The organism is Paenibacillus profundus, assembly GCF_021369635.1.
GTDB classification, from domain to species: Bacteria; Bacillota; Bacilli; order Paenibacillales; family Paenibacillaceae; genus Paenibacillus_B; species Paenibacillus_B profundus.
The window spans coordinates 245,673-261,266 of record NZ_JAJNBZ010000001.1 but is presented as its reverse complement, the minus strand read 5'-3'; the positions used below and the strand labels follow the sequence as shown (position 1 = coordinate 261,266).

Here is a 15,594-nt window from a genome sequence, read left to right as displayed (position 1 = left end):
GAGATAGCTCCAACATTAAGGGATGCAGTCCCATCCGTATGAGTCCTGCTCTGGTTGCCCAGCAGCACTTATAGGGGTCATCCCTTTTTGAACACGTACTTATCCATTGGATCGCAGAGGCGATAGATAGGAGAACTATTATGTCTTTAGATGGAATCGTAACCCGCGCAATCGTTCATGAACTGCAGCAGACGATCGGCGCACGCATTCATAAAATTTATCAACCGACTGATCACGACTTATTGCTGCACATGCGGGTAGCCGGCAAAAATCGCAAGCTGCTGCTCTCCGCCAATCCGACCTATCCACGCATTCATTTCACGGAGCAAACCTTCTCCAATCCACCAGAACCGCCAATGTTCTGCATGCTGATGCGGAAAAATTGCGAAGGCGGCATTATTGAGCGTGTCGAACAAGTCGGCATGGAGCGCGTCGTCCATATGCAAATTCGCCAGCGGGACGAGCTCGGAGATGAGTCCGTGAAGACGCTCGTCGTGGAGCTGACCGGACGACACAGCAACGTCATCCTGCTCGATCCATCGGCCACAACGATCATCGACGGCATACACCATGTCACGCCGGCCATCAGCAGTTATCGCATCGTCATGCCTGGATTTGTTTATACGGCGCCTCCCGAGCAGCATAAGTCCAATCCGCTGACGGTTAGCGAGTCACAGTTCCGTTCCCTGTGGAACAATGAAAGCGACACACAGGAGAACGAGCAAGCGCAAGAGAGCGAACAGACGCGGGTGAACATGACCGGCTCCAAATGGCTTGTCCAGCACATGTCTGGCATTAGCCCCCGTTTGGCTGAAGAGATTGTGTTTCGCTCTGGCCTCGCGCGCGAGGAAAGCCTCACGACCGAGTCGAATATCCAGTCTCTGTGGAATGCTTTTGCTGGACTCATGAATGAGATTCGCGAGCATCATTATATGCCTACGCTTGTCGAAGACGATCATGGCAAAACCTACTTCTCAGCAGTATCGTTGACGCATATTTCCGGCATTGCGTCGACGTTCGAGTCGATGAGCGACTGTATAGAAGCCTTCTACGGGAACAAAGCGGAACGGGATATGATCAAGCAACGGGTCGGAGACTTAACCCGCTTCCTGCAACAGGAGCGCACGAAGAATACCAAAAAGCTGGAGAAGCTTTCCGAGACGCTGCATGAGGCCCGAGACGCAGATCGCCACCGTATTATGGGCGAGCTGCTGTTCACCTCGCTCCACACCATTTCCAAGGGTGACAAAGAGGTGGATCTCCTCAATTTCTACGATGAGAACGGCGCAACGATAACGATACCGCTCGACCCGCTGCTGTCACCTTCTGATAACGCTCAACGGTATTTTAAAAAATATAACAAAGCGAAAAACAGCATTGCGGTCGTGCAAGAGCAGATGGAAGCGGCGCAAGAGGAGAATCGTTATTTCGAGACGCTGCTGCTGCAGCTGAGTGAGGCGAACGTGCAGGACGCGCAGGAAATAAGGGAGGAGCTTGTCGAGCAAGGATATTTGCGCGATCGCAATCGCAAGGGGAAACGTAAAAAGAAGGATAGCCGCCCTACGCTGCATTGCTTTACTTCGTCAGAGGGTATTCCGATTTATGTCGGCAAGAACAATCTGCAAAATGAATATGTAAGCAATCGGCTAGGAAAGCCGAACGATACGTGGCTGCATACGAAGGATATCCCAGGATCGCACGTCGTTATTCGAAGCGAGCAATACGGAGACACTACACTAGAGGAAGCGGCGCAGCTTGCCGCCTATTTCAGCCAAGCCAAAAATTCAAGCCAAGTCCCTGTCGACTACACGCTGATTCGCCACGTCCGCAAGCCGAATGGAGCGAAGCCCGGATTCGTCATTTATGAACGGCAGAAGACGCTGTTCATCACGCCGGACAGCAAGCGAATCGACCAAATGCCGGTCACGATGAAGTCCGGGGGATAAAAGCGCGAAACATTGCTCACTGTCGGACCGTGCCCATCCGGTACTCAACTGCATATCGCAGCTCAAGTGCAACAAAAGAATTGCAGAGCAGCCATTGATAATCAAAAAATAATAAGCCTGACTCCATGTCAGGCTAAAGCAAGGCTGTCGAGAGAGTTTCGACAGCCTTAAATTATGATAGCAGCTCTGCTTCGCCCACCCTACGTCTTGCGAAGCATACTGATCATGTATCGGCTCTGCGCCACCGCGTGTCTGACAAATTGCGGACACGCTTGCCATCCGTCACGACTGCTTGCTGGAATAATATCGTGCTGGAAACAGCAACATTTGTGGAATTTTTAGAGTTAGCTTCAGAATCCGGCAGATGGACTTTGACTACCGCTACACTATGTCCAGGAGAGAAATCGACCTCGCCGAGCGGAAGTTCCTTCAAGGAAGCGTGCGTTCCGTCCAGATCATCTGCGTGGAGAGTCACATAAGCTCGCACCGTCCGCGACTCGTAATTAACGGCCTTTAGGCTGCATTCCCCTTTCCAGTACGCAACTCCGTGTTGTAATTGGCATCTGCCTATAGTCTGTTCGAACTGAAGCGCGTAGATCCCTTCTCCGAACCAAGTCTGATACAAGTTGACCGCATAATTCGGCGCCCACACCAGCAGCAGGAATGCCATAATGCCGATCCGCACCCGCTTGCGGCTCAAGGAGCGGGCAAGCATCCGCAACATCACGATTACCCCAATCAATAGGGGAAGTCCGGTTAGAATTATTCTCGTATTATTCCCGATCTGAAATACGGTAGGGATGCCGAGCCAATTCATTATTCCTTCGAACCAAGTATATCCGTGGGGAAATCGGATGCTGAGTATGAACAACACGGCATACAAAATAGCCGCTTTTACAAAAAGTCGTCGGTCACGTATCAGCTTCTCATTTGAGAGCTGCCGTTCAGATAGAACATTGGGATCGAAATGTTGTTGATTCAATAATTTCGCCCCTCCTCTCCCAGTAAAACGCAATCACAGTTAGAATTTCGTGGCGTTCCTTAACGATATTTAGCCTTCCTGTGTACTATAATCCCTTTACTTTATACTTGTCGCCTTTGCTGCGAAGCCGCTCCACTGCCTCCATTCCGACCCGGCGGCCGCCCAGCGCCCCATGGAACACTTCGCCGCGGCGAGCGCCGTGGAAGTCCGATCCTGCTGTCATAATGAGCCCGCAACGCGCTGCCAGAACGCCGTAACGCTTGCTGTCCTCTAACGAATGATCAGAATGCCACACCTCTATGCCGTCCCAAGGCGAAGCTCCCACAATGCGCTCCACCAATTCATCCGACCCATACAAGCCCGGATGGGCGAGCACAGCGGCACCTCCGGCCGCATGTATCCAAGCCACCGCCTCGTGCGGGCGTATACGCGGCGGGTTGACGTAAGCCTTTCCGCCGGTGCCAAGATAAAGCTCAAACGCCTCCTGCATATTGCGCACCACTCCGCGCCGTACAAGCGCATCGGCAATATGGGGGCGTCCTACCGTCTCGCCTGGGGACAACGGGCGCCCCAATTCAGCGATGACTTCGTCCATCGTTAGCGGTATGCCCAGCTCGGTCAGCTTGGCCACGAGCATGTCATTGCGCCGATCGCGGATGGCGCGCAGGCTGGCCAAGCGCTCTAGGAACAGCTCATCCTCAATATTCATGAAATAACCGAGCACATGAATATCAATTCCGTCCTCCACCGTGCTAATCTCAACCCCTGGCACAATGCGCACGCCGTATTCCTGTCCAGCCTTCAGCGCTTCCTTCACCCCGGCAACCGTATCGTGATCTGTTATCGCAAGCGCCTCAAGCCCCGCCTTGCAGGCAAGGCGGACGTTATCTGCCGGCGTCATCATCCCATCAGAAGATGTCGTATGACTGTGCAGATCGGCGCCGCCTGCTGAGGCGGGAGACCCCTCAAGCCCTTCTGTCGATAGTAATGAAGCATCGTTCGTTGCTATAGACTCGGGTCCATCGAAAAATGGTGTCATTGCAGCAACCCCTTTCCTTGCCTATTTCGCAGAAATGTAAGAAATGTAGTCGCCGGCAGCGATAGCAGTCCAGACTGCGCATGCACGGCATAAAATTGGCGTTTCATACGAATATGCTGAATCCGGACAGCTTTCACCAAGCCAAGCGCTTGCTCATGCCTTACGACTGAAGGCGAGAGCATCGTCACGCCAATTCCGGCCTCCACTGCCGACTTGACCGCTCCCGTACTGCCGAGCTCCATCACAACCTGCAATTGCTCTGGGTGCACTCCTTGCTCGCGCAAAGCCTCTTCCATAACGAGACGCGTACCCGAGCCTTGCTCCCGCAGAACGAACGGATACGTCAACACGTCCTGCAGTTCCACTTCGTTCGTCTGCGCCAACGGGTGCTCTCTTGGCACGATGAGCAACAGTTCATCTTCCATGACCGGCTCCAAGCTAATATCGGTATCAGCTACCGGCGCCTCGACAAGGCCGAGATGGAGCTGCTGCGAACGAATTCCTTCAGCGATTTGCGATGAATTCATAACTCGGAGATGAATATCGAGCTGCGGATGCAGCTTCGCGAATGTGCCGAGCACATGGGGGAGCACATATTCTCCAATCGTCAAGCTAGCGGCCAGCACAAGCTTCCCCTGCAGATCGAGCGTGTAGTTCGACATCATTTCCTCTGTCTCACGAACAAGCTCTAGACAGCGCTGCGCATAAGGAAAAAGCTTCTGTCCAGCTTCAGAAAGCTGCAGCTTCTTCGTAGAACGATGCAGCAGCTTCGTTCCGAAATACTCTTCCAGCGCTTGGATTTGCATCGTCACCGCCGGCTGCGTCATGTGCAGCGCTTGCGCAGCAGCAGAGAAGCTCCCTCGCGTCGCTACGCTATAAAATATATGAAGCTGGTGAAAATTCAACCCCATCCGCCCTTCATCCTCTCTCAAGCCTTAAGTATATGTATTATAACGCATAAGAGCGGGCAAATCGAAACGGCTTCACGCTGCTTCATCCAATGATGTTCCATCATAATGACTCGTTATCAAAGAAATAAAATGCCGTCTCCCCTATTGGAAACGGCTCTAGCGTTATAGCGTTATATCGTTATTTATGCTTGCGGCTGTTCTTGACCAGCGTCATGCGTCTCGTATGTCGCAACCAAGAGTAGTACGTCTTCAAATCACGCAACTCCATCGTCTCCGACATTTTGCCGAGGAATGTAACGACGATCATTTTGACCATTGGTTCACCAGTTAGATCAAAATCCCGATCGGATTGGGCAAACTCAGCTACGACCACAATGTCTTCATCGATCAAATAAACATCTTGTTCATTGCGATAATAGGACGCTATCCGTTCTTGCTTAAGACAATCCCACATAAACGCGGCGATCGATTCGGCATCCGCCTCCTCTTTCGCGATCCGGTCGCTCCAGCGGGACTTGGCGTGATTTGTAATGACGATATCCGCCACTTTCTGATCGCCTAACAAGACATAGAAAGGTTCATATGTGCTCCATCGCTCCATTACCTTGTCTCTCACTGGATACCTCCACTCTCCACCACGTTAGGTCTTTTTGTCTATGTATATTTACCCATTATATTACATGAAGCTCACTTCGTTCTCAAGTTTAGCATAACATATTAAACCAGAATTTAGGTAAACTTTAACATTCAAGCAAAAAAAACCGTCTTCTTTCAGTAATGTTTGAAAGAAGACGGTTTGGTTTGTCCTTTACATTCCGTAAAAGCGAGTCTTATCCGGAACTTCGCTGCTGTATTCCGTTTTGAGCTCATTGCGGTAGGATCTCTCTATCTTTTTTACATAATTGAGACGTCGTACATTTTTAAGCGTGTCTTCCGCCCGGTCTGCGTTGACATAGAGCACAGCGTACAGCATTTTACGCGAAATATAATGGAGCGCTCCGTATTTTTCCAGATTTCGTGCCGCTTTCACGTCACTTACCCATATGATAAAACCTGTGCGTTCAGGAAACATGATTTTCCTCGCTTTCCTAATAAGAGGTTGTTCAAAAAGTCCCCTTTTGATCACACACTATAAGTGCGTGTGATTCCTTTACGAACAACTGCTGCAACTGCCACTGCAACCATTGCCGCAGCCCCCGGATGGTTGAGGATCATTGCCAGGAACTTTAATTGTATCTGATACCGCAAATGCGATCGTCTCAGACAAACGGTGCAGCAGTTCATCCACCGCTTGCTCGGCTTGCTTGAAATAAGATACTTCTTCTATGGCATCCAACTGGCTTTGAACGGCGAGCACTTCTTCCTGGGCCTTATGATAATCAGGGTGAAAGTGCCCGAATCGTTCCGCTTCTTCAAACCTCTCCTTCTTGCGGGAGAATTCGCGCACAAGGTCTTTGACTGCCTCGCTGCTATCGACACGTTCTTTCCAGTATAAATATTCGGCAACTTCCGCCGACTGGTTAATCATATCTCCCAATTCGTAAGCGTTTGTGAGCAGAACGGCCATATCGACAGCGGGTTCAACATTTTCTACAGGCACGTTATCACGCTCAATTCTGTATATAGTTGTAAGGTCGGACGCTCAAATCGTCACATCGGGCAATATCAGTCTCATTTGTTCCCATTCGCTCGCTGACAGAAGCTGAAGTTGGGATGAAGACGGACCGGCAACAATATGCGCCTCCACCTTCCACGCTCCATCATCCGTCACCACCAGCGATACAGGAAGCAGGAGGACGGATTCGCCCGCACGCTCTACCTCCAACTGCAGCTGCCGTTGGATGGCGGTCGTCACCATGTCCTTCTTCGTAGATTCATGGAAAGGCCGAAGCGCCTTCGTCCACAAACTAGGTACATCGTGAAACGACGACGAGATTTCGTCCCCACCCAGCGATTCGGTTTCAATTTCATAATACTGCAATGAGGAAGGGCTGTAAACCATCCCTTTCGCTGTGCCCTCCTGTTCAAGCGGGATTGACGTATATTCGTCCTCCCATATTTGGGCCATACGACCCGCATCTTCCTCCGTTCCTTCCCAGCGTTGCAGCGGAGAAAGACCGATTCGCTCTAATGATCGCGACAACTCGGCAATATGATGACGATCGACTGCGAAGTCCTGCTCGCCAATAGGTTGAATCCACTGTGCATACGGCTCAGCACTGGCCAATTCCTCTTTGATCATGTCCGCAGCATCCTTGTCGGCGCATCGCAGCAGAACGACCTCGGCGAATTGGACGCGCCCGTATTGCTGGCTCCACAGTTCAAGCGCATCTTGAACATTTTCGGGCACGCCAGACCAGGCATGCTTCTCCAAAAATAACAGCACCGATTGTTTCGTCCGACCTTGCTCGATGCCGCGCTCGAACGAGCCCCTCGTCAACCGGTAAATATCCATCTGATCAGAGCTCTGTGCTTCGGCAAACGCCTCAAGCTCCCAGCGCAGCACGAACGGTGTATCGGACGGGAGCACAATTTCAAAATCAGGCTGTACGAAGAAGCCCCCTTCTACCGCTTCCGCATCACGTTCCACGATGCGAAACACCCAATCCTCGCCACTCGCCCCAACATCGCACAGACCGACTGCATGTGCAGCCCGGAGCCACGTCCGGATGAGTTCACGATTGCGGACTCGCTGTGACTCGTCATTCGCAAGCCAGCCCATCGCAAGAAGCCGCTCTATCACTTCACTGTCCGGATGCCACGCTGTTCCACGTCCGAGTTCAAGGACGGCGTGAATCATATGCCGCACACGCGGTTCCGCCGTCACGTAATGCTCCACCAAATTTTGCGCGATTACATCCAGCCATTGCTGAATGGTGCGATGCAACCATACTCTCATTTCCGCTTCGTTCACGACATAACGGTTCGCTTCCTTGTTCAGCAGTCCGAATCGAAGCGCCATATCAATGACGATCGCGACGGTAAGCGGAAGCGTGTCTGCGAACGGATAGTTCACCCCGAAGCTAGAGAGAGCCGACTCATCCGTCCTGAATTGCGCAGCGAGCCGTGAGATGGCCCGCTTATGAAGCGTCCCTTTGGAAGTGAGGGGCAGTCCCTCCTTCATGGCGAACACAAGCAAGTGAAACATATCGAGCGGCAGCCCCTTGGCCGCTTCGATGGAAGAGCCGACTTCAATAGCCCCGCCGATCGGTTGCAGGAGGGCCTCATCGATCACTACGGTCGTTGGCTGAAGATGCTGCTGTTCGAGTAAATAACCCAATAACCGCTCGTACACATCTGACGGAATAAATAGCATGCGTTCTCCCCATGTCTTGCGAACACTGGCGAGAAGACCAAGGTCCATCAACGGGCTGCACGCCATTTGCAGCATTGCACCTGGCATTTCGGGACCATGCCAGCTCCTAAGCGTGTCAAATGTAAACGGGAGCGGTCCCGCTTCTCTCAGCATGATCGTAAAAGACGAACGCAGCGCCATGCTTAGTGATGCAAACACCCTTACGATCTCGCCCGGGCATTCTGCATACCGCATCCAGTACTGCCGGGGCTGGTAATCATCAACCGGTTCCGTCCGCTGGAATAGCTGCCACGTATTTATGTTGTTCCTCCCCTTTCTCAATATGGTAACGATAGCCCTGTTCCACTAGAAACAATTGGCGTTTCATGGCATAGTCTCTTTCCTTCGTCTCTTCGCTCACGAGCGTATAGAAATAGGCCTTCCGTCCATCCGACTTCGGCCGCAGCAGTCTGCCAAGCCGCTGCGCTTCTTCTTGTCTGGAGCCGAAGCTGCCAGATACTTGGATGGCCACGGTCGCATCTGGCAAATCAACGGCAAAATTAGCCACCTTGGAGACGACAAGCACTTGAATCTCACCCTGTTTGAACTGCGAATATAAGCGTTCGCGTTCCTCCTGCGGAGTCTGTCCGGTCAGCACCGGCGCTTGCAGCGCCTCTGACAATTCCTTTAATTGGGTCAAATACTGCCCTATTACTAATGCAGGCACACCGGGATGACGCTCAAGAATATGCTTGGCCGTCTCAGCCTTCGTTTCATTTTCACCGGCAATCCGCGCTTTCTCCCGTTCACCCGCTTGATTATAGCGTTTGCGCCCCTGCTCGGTAAGCGGCACGCGCACCTCTGTACAGACGACCTGCGCAATCCACCCCGCCTCTTCCAGCTGCCGCCACGGCAGTTCATATCGTTTGGACCCGATTAATGAGAATACGTCGCGCTCGCATCCATCTTCCCGAACAAGCGTTGCCGTCAATCCTAAGCGGCGTGTCGCTTGAAGATCAGCCGTCGTACGGAAGACGGGAGCGGGCAACAAATGGACCTCGTCATATATAATGAGACCCCAATCCCGTTCATGAAACAAGCGCATATGATGCCATTCGCTATTTTGCTGTTGGCGGTAGGTCATCATTTGGTAAGTGGAGATCGTTACGGGACGCACCTTCTTCGCCGCCCCCGTATATTCACCTATTTGTTCTTCTTTTAATGTCGTGCATTTCAAAATTTCTTGTTTCCACTGCTTTACTGACGTTGTATTGGACGTCAAGATAAGCGTTTCGCTTTGCAAGCTCGTCATTGCACCGATGCCGACAATCGTCTTGCCCGCTCCACAAGGCAGCACGACGACCCCATCTCCTGCCGCACGCTCGCCGCTTCCTATAAATGATTGCACCGCCGCCTCTTGGTATGGACGCAGTCGAAATCCGCCATTGCCAGCCAGTCGAAAAGATAAAGGCTCTCCGTCATGGAAACCTACCTTATCGATAACGGGATAGCCTGCTCTGGCGAGTGCCCGCTTCAGTCTGCCCCGATGCTTCGCCTGAATTGCAATCCGACCGCACTGCGGTTTGCCAGAATAGAGAACCCCGACTTCGGGATCAGTCATAAACCGCTCCAGCACCCGCTCATCTGTAGAATGAAGCGTCAAATATGCTTCCTTGTCTTCGCCTTCTAGAACGAACAAGCCGTAGCGTCCCATCCACATAAATATTTCTTGCTTCGCCTTCATCGGGATCGGATAGGAGCAATAACGTTCCAGCAACTGTACAATGTCTTCTGTCGTCTTGCCGCTCGCCGCCGCATTCCATAAAGAGATAGGCGTCATTTTAAACGTATGTATGCCCCCCGGATTTTTCACCAGTTCCGCAAATCCTTGCAAAGCTGCCCGAATATGGGCATAATCCGGACTTTGCTCATTTACTAATATCGTCAAGTCCTGCTGCACTGCCAATATGAACGAAACGTTTCCCATGACCATCCCCCTTTGCCTTATCAGCGTTAGAACGAAAAAAAGTTCATCCCTCCCTAAAGGGACAGGATGAACTTGCACGCATTGTCGTCCAAGTCTTAATGAGGTTGTTAAAAAGTCCCCTTTTGATCACGAAGCTGCTCAAGATGTGATTCGGCATCGAATCTTGTGTTGAAAAGCGACCTTTTGAACACACACTTAATGGGTATATGGAGACTCCGAAATTTCGCTTAACGCCTGACCCGCTTCATCTGAGAACGGAGTCCGCACGGCAAGGTCGCCAAGCGACACAATACCGAGCAGCTTGCCATTCTTGACGACCGGCAAGCGTCGCACTTGCTGCTCTGCCATCAGCTCCGCTGCCTCGTCAATGGAAATGTCCGGATCGATAGAGACAATTTCTTCGGTCATGACATGGCTGATCCGGGTAGAACCGGGATGTTTCTCTGCCACGCCACGAATGACTAGATCTCGGTCGGTGACGACACCAAGCAGCCGCTCCCCGTCAACGACAGGAATAAATCCGGTATCATACTGTTTCATCAACACGGCGGCTTCATAAATATTGTCTGCTGCTGTGCAAGTCGCACATTGCGATGTCATTACATCTTTAACCGTTGGCATAATCATTCTCCTATTCACGCTAGCTAGAGGTTGTTCAAAAAAAACTCCATTTAAAAGTGACCTTTTTGAACATGCATGCATAGGATGCCCGAATCAACCAAAGTTATGCCCTTACCATTTATATTGTATCCTGCAATGCATCCAATGCCAATGTAAGAAGAAGTTCTCCCGCCGTGAGCATGGAAGACTCGACGAGGTCGAACTTCGGATGATGGTGCGGAAAGCGGGCTTCCTCCCCGTTGCCAGCCCCGACGAGCACGAAGCAGCCTGGAACCTTCTTCAGATAATAGGCAAAATCTTCGGCAGGCATAATCATTTCCGCCTCCTGCACCTTGTCTGCACCGAAGCATGCTTCCGCGACGCGCATGACGCGGGCGGCCTCCGCGCCGTCATTAATGAGGGCCGGATATCCGACGCGATATTCAAGCTCATAGTGAGCTTCGTACATGGCGCACGTGTGCTCTACTACTTTCTCGAATCTCTCCCGCAGAAGCTTCCTGGTCGTCGAATCGAACGAGCGAATTGTCCCCTTCAATATCGCGTGATCCGCAATGACGTTCTGGGTCATCCCTGCCTGCAGCGACCCTACGGATACGACGGCTGGCTGCAGCGGGGACACGTTGCGGCTTACGATAGTCTGCAGCTGCTGCACCAGTGCTGCGCCTACCACAACCGCATCGATGCATGCATGCGGCATGCCGCCGTGTCCGCCTTTGCCGTATATCGTCAAAAAGAAATCGTCCACTGCCGCCATCATCGGACCCGTGCGCGTTGCGATTACACCGGCTTGCAGCGGCGTCCATAAGTGCACGCCGTACATGCTGTCCACGCCTTCGATCGCTCCATCGCCAATCATCGCCTGCGCTCCGCCAGGACTGACTTCTTCAGCCGGTTGGAACAGGAATCTGATTTCTCCCGACCAGTTGTCCCGATGCTCCGCCAGCACCTTGGCGACGGACAACAGGACGGCTGTATGCCCGTCATGACCGCATGCATGCATCACGCCCGGTACCTTCGAGCGGTATGCGCAGTCCTTCTCGTCCTGCATATTCAGGGCATCCATATCCGCCCTCAGAGTGACGACCGGTCCTTCTCCGTTCTGAATGACGCCGACCACGCCTTGACCGCCGACACCCCTCTGGATATCAATGCCGAACGATATCAAATGGTCAGCCACGAACCGGGCTGTCTCCCGCTCCTCATAGGAAGCTTCCGGATATTGATGCAAATGACGCCGCCAAGCAATGGTCTGCTCATAGTTCGCTGTGAGCGCTTTCTTCCAATGAGATACGAACGTACGTGTCACACTCTCTCCCCCCTAACTAGCCATTCGGTGCATTGATTCATTTTCTATATTGTACCATACGCCTGTGCGTTGCGACGACGCATTTTCGGTTTGCCAACATATGAGGCCAAATCATGCCGCGAGGGACAAGGGATGTCTTGCACAAGACTTGGAAACATACTATCATGATAAAGAGGATCATGAGGATCTGTTTGGAATACGAACTACTAAATGCTAGGCAATCATTTGAAGGAGGAAAAGGTGCATGATTATCGAAAATTCCGGCCTTATCGGGCTCGAATCTGACCTGGCTTATCTGGACGAAGTGACAGAAGATATTGGTTTTGTACGCTGGCAATGGGAATATTACCGTGCTACATATGACTTGAAATTTGAAGCCAACGGAGAAGAATACTTTCTGCGCATCAACACTCGTGTAAAGGAAGGCAAGCTGGAGAAGCCTGACACGATACTGGCGGTAGAAGCGGTTTACATGGGTCGTGCTTCCTTCCCGCACGGATTGGATTACGACACGCCGATTCCGCAGCCAATTCTCAATTCAGCTACGCAGAAGCTGAATGAATTGAAGCAAGCGCTTAGCGCGTAATGGTTCTCCATTGACTAGAACATATAGACCCATGAAACGAGAGAACCCGACTCCCATCAACAAAGGCACGCCTGATTTTCTATTGCTTGTGCTCACGTTGCTTCTCGTGGGGTTCGGTGTCGTCATGGTGGTTAGCGCGAGCTCGAGCTTAGCTGCCGTTTCAAAACTATACAACCATGATGCACTATACTTTGGCAAACGTCAGCTAATGTGGGCCGTTATCGGCATTATTGCAATGTTCATTGCGATGAATATCCGGTATACGGCCTACAAAAAATTGTTCATCCCTCTATTTATCGTTACAATCATTATGCTCATGCTCGTCCCTTATATCGGTAAAGATATTAACGGCGCAAGAAGCTGGTTCGGTATCGGTTCCATCGGCGTCCAGCCGACAGAGCTGGCCAAGATTGCGACGGTTCTGTATCTCGCTGCTTTGATTACAAAGAAAGGCGAGAAGTTCCGCGATTTCAAGAAAGGGCTGTTCCCCATCATGATTATCGTCGGCTTCGTCGTCGGACTTATTATGCTGCAGCCTGACATGGGGGGAGCGTTAATTTTGGCGGCCTGCGCAGGCGTCATCGTTATCGCTGGCGGAGCGAACCTGAAGCACATTATGAATTGTATGCTGGTTGGGCTGACCGGAGTGCTCGTCGTGCTCGGACTCAGCATGCTTTTTTCTCCGGACAAGCTGACTGGCGGCTACAAATTCGCCCGGATTCAATCGTGGCTTGACCCTTTTCACGATACGCAAGCAGCAAGCTACAATCTGCTGCACTCGTTGAAGGCAATTGCGCATGGCGGATGGACAGGGGCCGGCTTTGGACAGAGCATTCAGAAGCTGCTCTATCTTCCGTATCCATACAATGATTTTATTTTCGCCATCATTGCAGAAGAATGGGGCTTTATCGGAACAAGCATCTTTCTTGTTGTCTATTTGCTGTTTATTTGGCGGGGCATTCTTATCGCTGTCCGCTGCCCGGACATTTATGGCACGCTCGTAAGTGTCGGCATCGTCGGAATTATTGCGATTCAGGCATTCATTAATATCGGCGGGGTGACGCGCACGATTCCGATTACGGGAGTTACGCTGCCGCTTATCAGTTATGGCGGCTCCTCGTTATTTATTACATTGGGAAGCATCGGTATATTACTCAGTGTCTCGAGGGAGTACAACAGGGTGCATCCGCAAAAAAAATCCGCGTCCAAATCAACAACCCAATCACAGAAAAAAGACTACCGGCCGCTGCGGCCTGTGTAGTCTTTTTTCTGTCTACCAATCATGAGTGCTTATTTAATCCGTTGAATCTCTTCCAACTCTTCATCTTTAAATGCAACGCCTTCCACTTTCACGTTAATTTCAACGATGGAAAGACCTGTCATATTTTGAATCGCTTCACGAACGTTTAATTGCAGCTGTCGGCATACTTCCTGAATCGGCATGCCATACATAACAATCACTCTTAAATCTACAGCGGCTTCTAGTTGCCCCACTTCTACAGTTATGCCCTTCTGCACATTCTTGCCGCTTAGGCGTTTGGCCCAACCTTCGGATAGCCCCCCTGACATGGCGGCAATTCCTGGAGTTTCCAGCGCAGCAAGACCTGCGATTGTGGCGACGACATCGTTAGAAATACGAATATTACCCTCTTGTGTGTTTAATTGTTCCTCTGTCATCGTCATCCTCCTTTCGATCTCCTCTTTATTGTAGCGGTCCCTGAACATGAAAGCAAACGTCGAACGCTTTTCAAGGTTCTTCCATTGTTTACAAATGAAAAGCAGTTGGATATATTTATTATCGGGAAGTTTTCAAAAAAATTCAAGATCATGTTAGGAGTGATCGGTCTGGGTAACCGATTATTTTTCGTGCCTCTTATAGTAGCCTTCGCTTTAAGTGGGGCCGGGCACTATTTGCATTGGAACATGACGCTGCAATTCGTCATATCCGCGATTGCGATCATTTTCGTGGCTGGATTTCTCGGACGCGCCACAGAGAGCGTCTCCCATTATGCTGGACAGCGCTTGGGCGGATTTCTGAACGCCACGTTCGGTAACGCGGCGGAGCTCATCATTGCGATTTTTCTTGTGCGCGATGGTTTATTCGATATGGTGAAGGCAAGTTTAACTGGAGCAATAATCGGAAATTTGCTGCTTGTGCTCGGGTTGAGCGTATTCGTGGGCGGACTGAAATTCAAAACGCAACGCTTCAATGCGGACTTAGCCGGGATGAATGGTTCTTTAATGCTGCTGGCCGTAATCGCGCTGTTCGTACCGGCGGCTTTCTTCACGACGCATTCCATCAACGCGGAAGGAACGAAGACGCTGAGCTTGGTCGTAGCAGGTATTCTCATCGTCGCCTATTTGCTCTGGTTGGTCTTCTCTATGATTACGCATAAAGACATGCTGTCCGACGAATCGGAACGAGCAGAAGAGCGGGAGGAAGAATCTCCTCTCTGGTCCAAGAAGCTGTCGATTATATTTCTTGTCATTTCCACAGTCATGGTCGCACTTGTCAGCGAATGGCTTGTAGAAACGCTTGATACATTCACCTCACAATTCGGCTTATCCGAGCTGTTCGTCGGGGCCTTCGTCATCGCTATTGTGGGCAATGCAGCGGAGCACAGTGCAGCGGTCATGTTAGCGATGAAGAACAAAATCGGGGCCGCTGTGGAAATTGCTATCGGCAGCAGCTTGCAAATTGCGCTCTTTGTGGCGCCAGTGCTCGTCTTCATCAGTTCTCTATTCGGCAATACGATGGATATCGTCTTCACAACTATCGAGATGGTCGCCATCGGGGTAGCGGTATTTATCGCCAAGTCCATTTCCCAAGACGGGAGAACGAATTGGTATGAGGGCTTGCTCCTGCTCGTCGTATATATTATTTTGGGTGTATCCTTCTACTTGGTATAAGTGCGTGATCA

15 protein-coding genes are annotated in these 15,594 nt (G+C 51.2%); 4 read left to right on the top strand and 11 right to left on the bottom strand.

Annotated features, from left to right (window positions below):
* Positions 1 to 140: 140 nt before the first annotated feature.
* Entirely contained in the window at positions 141 to 1,946 is a 1,806-nt protein-coding gene (locus tag LQV63_RS01185; RefSeq protein WP_233695384.1) for an Rqc2 family fibronectin-binding protein, read from the top strand.
* A gap of 223 nt (positions 1,947 to 2,169) precedes the next feature.
* Here the strand turns inward: LQV63_RS01185 and LQV63_RS01180 are convergent, their stop codons facing one another.
* From LQV63_RS01180 to LQV63_RS01135, 10 genes are all read right to left on the bottom strand, one after another.
* Entirely contained in the window at positions 2,170 to 2,928 is a 759-nt protein-coding gene (locus LQV63_RS01180) for a hypothetical protein (protein WP_233695383.1), read from the bottom strand.
* An 85-nt stretch (positions 2,929 to 3,013) separates the two neighbouring features.
* Complete coding sequence (locus LQV63_RS01175; protein ID WP_233695382.1) at positions 3,014 to 3,967, bottom strand: PHP domain-containing protein; 954 nt, start codon at positions 3,965 to 3,967, stop codon at positions 3,014 to 3,016.
* Positions 3,964 to 4,878, bottom strand: coding sequence for a selenium metabolism-associated LysR family transcriptional regulator (locus LQV63_RS01170; protein ID WP_233695381.1), 915 nt, complete (start codon positions 4,876 to 4,878; stop codon positions 3,964 to 3,966). Before LQV63_RS01170 ends, LQV63_RS01175 begins: the two co-directional genes overlap by 4 nt.
* A gap of 178 nt (positions 4,879 to 5,056) precedes the next feature.
* The gene (locus LQV63_RS01165) at positions 5,057 to 5,494 is read right to left on the bottom strand and encodes a hypothetical protein (protein WP_019424852.1); all 438 of its coding nucleotides are present in this window, start codon (positions 5,492 to 5,494) and stop codon (positions 5,057 to 5,059) included.
* Positions 5,495 to 5,686: 192 nt separating this feature from the next.
* Complete coding sequence (locus LQV63_RS01160; protein WP_019424851.1) at positions 5,687 to 5,950, bottom strand: YlbG family protein; 264 nt, start codon at positions 5,948 to 5,950, stop codon at positions 5,687 to 5,689.
* Between the two features lie 78 nt (positions 5,951 to 6,028).
* The gene (locus LQV63_RS01155; protein WP_036705773.1) at positions 6,029 to 6,445 is read right to left on the bottom strand and encodes a YlbF family regulator; all 417 of its coding nucleotides are present in this window, start codon (positions 6,443 to 6,445) and stop codon (positions 6,029 to 6,031) included.
* A gap of 75 nt (positions 6,446 to 6,520) precedes the next feature.
* Positions 6,521 to 8,392 (bottom strand): helicase-associated domain-containing protein, encoded by a 1,872-nt coding sequence (locus LQV63_RS31675; protein ID WP_233695380.1) that lies wholly within the window; start codon positions 8,390 to 8,392, stop codon positions 6,521 to 6,523.
* A gap of 61 nt (positions 8,393 to 8,453) precedes the next feature.
* A complete protein-coding gene (locus tag LQV63_RS01145; RefSeq protein ID WP_233695379.1) occupies positions 8,454 to 10,160 on the bottom strand; it encodes a DNA repair helicase XPB in 1,707 nt (568 codons plus the stop codon).
* Between the two features lie 195 nt (positions 10,161 to 10,355).
* Entirely contained in the window at positions 10,356 to 10,781 is a 426-nt protein-coding gene (locus tag LQV63_RS01140; RefSeq protein WP_019424847.1) for a CBS domain-containing protein, read from the bottom strand.
* Between the two features lie 118 nt (positions 10,782 to 10,899).
* Complete coding sequence (locus LQV63_RS01135; RefSeq protein WP_233695378.1) at positions 10,900 to 12,087, bottom strand: amidohydrolase; 1,188 nt, start codon at positions 12,085 to 12,087, stop codon at positions 10,900 to 10,902.
* Positions 12,088 to 12,331: 244 nt separating this feature from the next.
* On the opposite strand from LQV63_RS01135, the gene LQV63_RS01130 reads away from it, so the two are divergent.
* Together LQV63_RS01130 and ftsW are read left to right on the top strand one after the other, a co-directional pair.
* Positions 12,332 to 12,673 carry a YugN family protein gene (locus LQV63_RS01130; RefSeq protein WP_019424844.1) on the top strand — a complete coding sequence of 114 codons (342 nt, stop codon included), beginning with the start codon at positions 12,332 to 12,334 and terminating at the stop codon, positions 12,671 to 12,673.
* Positions 12,674 to 12,704: 31 nt separating this feature from the next.
* Positions 12,705 to 13,934 (top strand): putative lipid II flippase FtsW, encoded by a 1,230-nt coding sequence (ftsW, locus tag LQV63_RS01125; RefSeq protein WP_019424843.1) that lies wholly within the window; start codon positions 12,705 to 12,707, stop codon positions 13,932 to 13,934.
* Positions 13,935 to 13,963: 29 nt separating this feature from the next.
* Here the strand turns inward: ftsW and LQV63_RS01120 are convergent, their stop codons facing one another.
* Positions 13,964 to 14,350: an Asp23/Gls24 family envelope stress response protein gene (locus LQV63_RS01120; RefSeq protein WP_019424842.1), complete on the bottom strand. Its 387-nt coding sequence runs from the start codon at positions 14,348 to 14,350 to the stop codon at positions 13,964 to 13,966.
* Between the two features lie 150 nt (positions 14,351 to 14,500).
* Between LQV63_RS01120 and cax the strand changes: the two genes are divergently transcribed.
* Positions 14,501 to 15,583: a calcium/proton exchanger gene (gene cax, locus LQV63_RS01115; RefSeq protein ID WP_051004567.1), complete on the top strand. Its 1,083-nt coding sequence runs from the start codon at positions 14,501 to 14,503 to the stop codon at positions 15,581 to 15,583.
* The last annotated feature ends 11 nt before the right edge of the window (positions 15,584 to 15,594 follow it).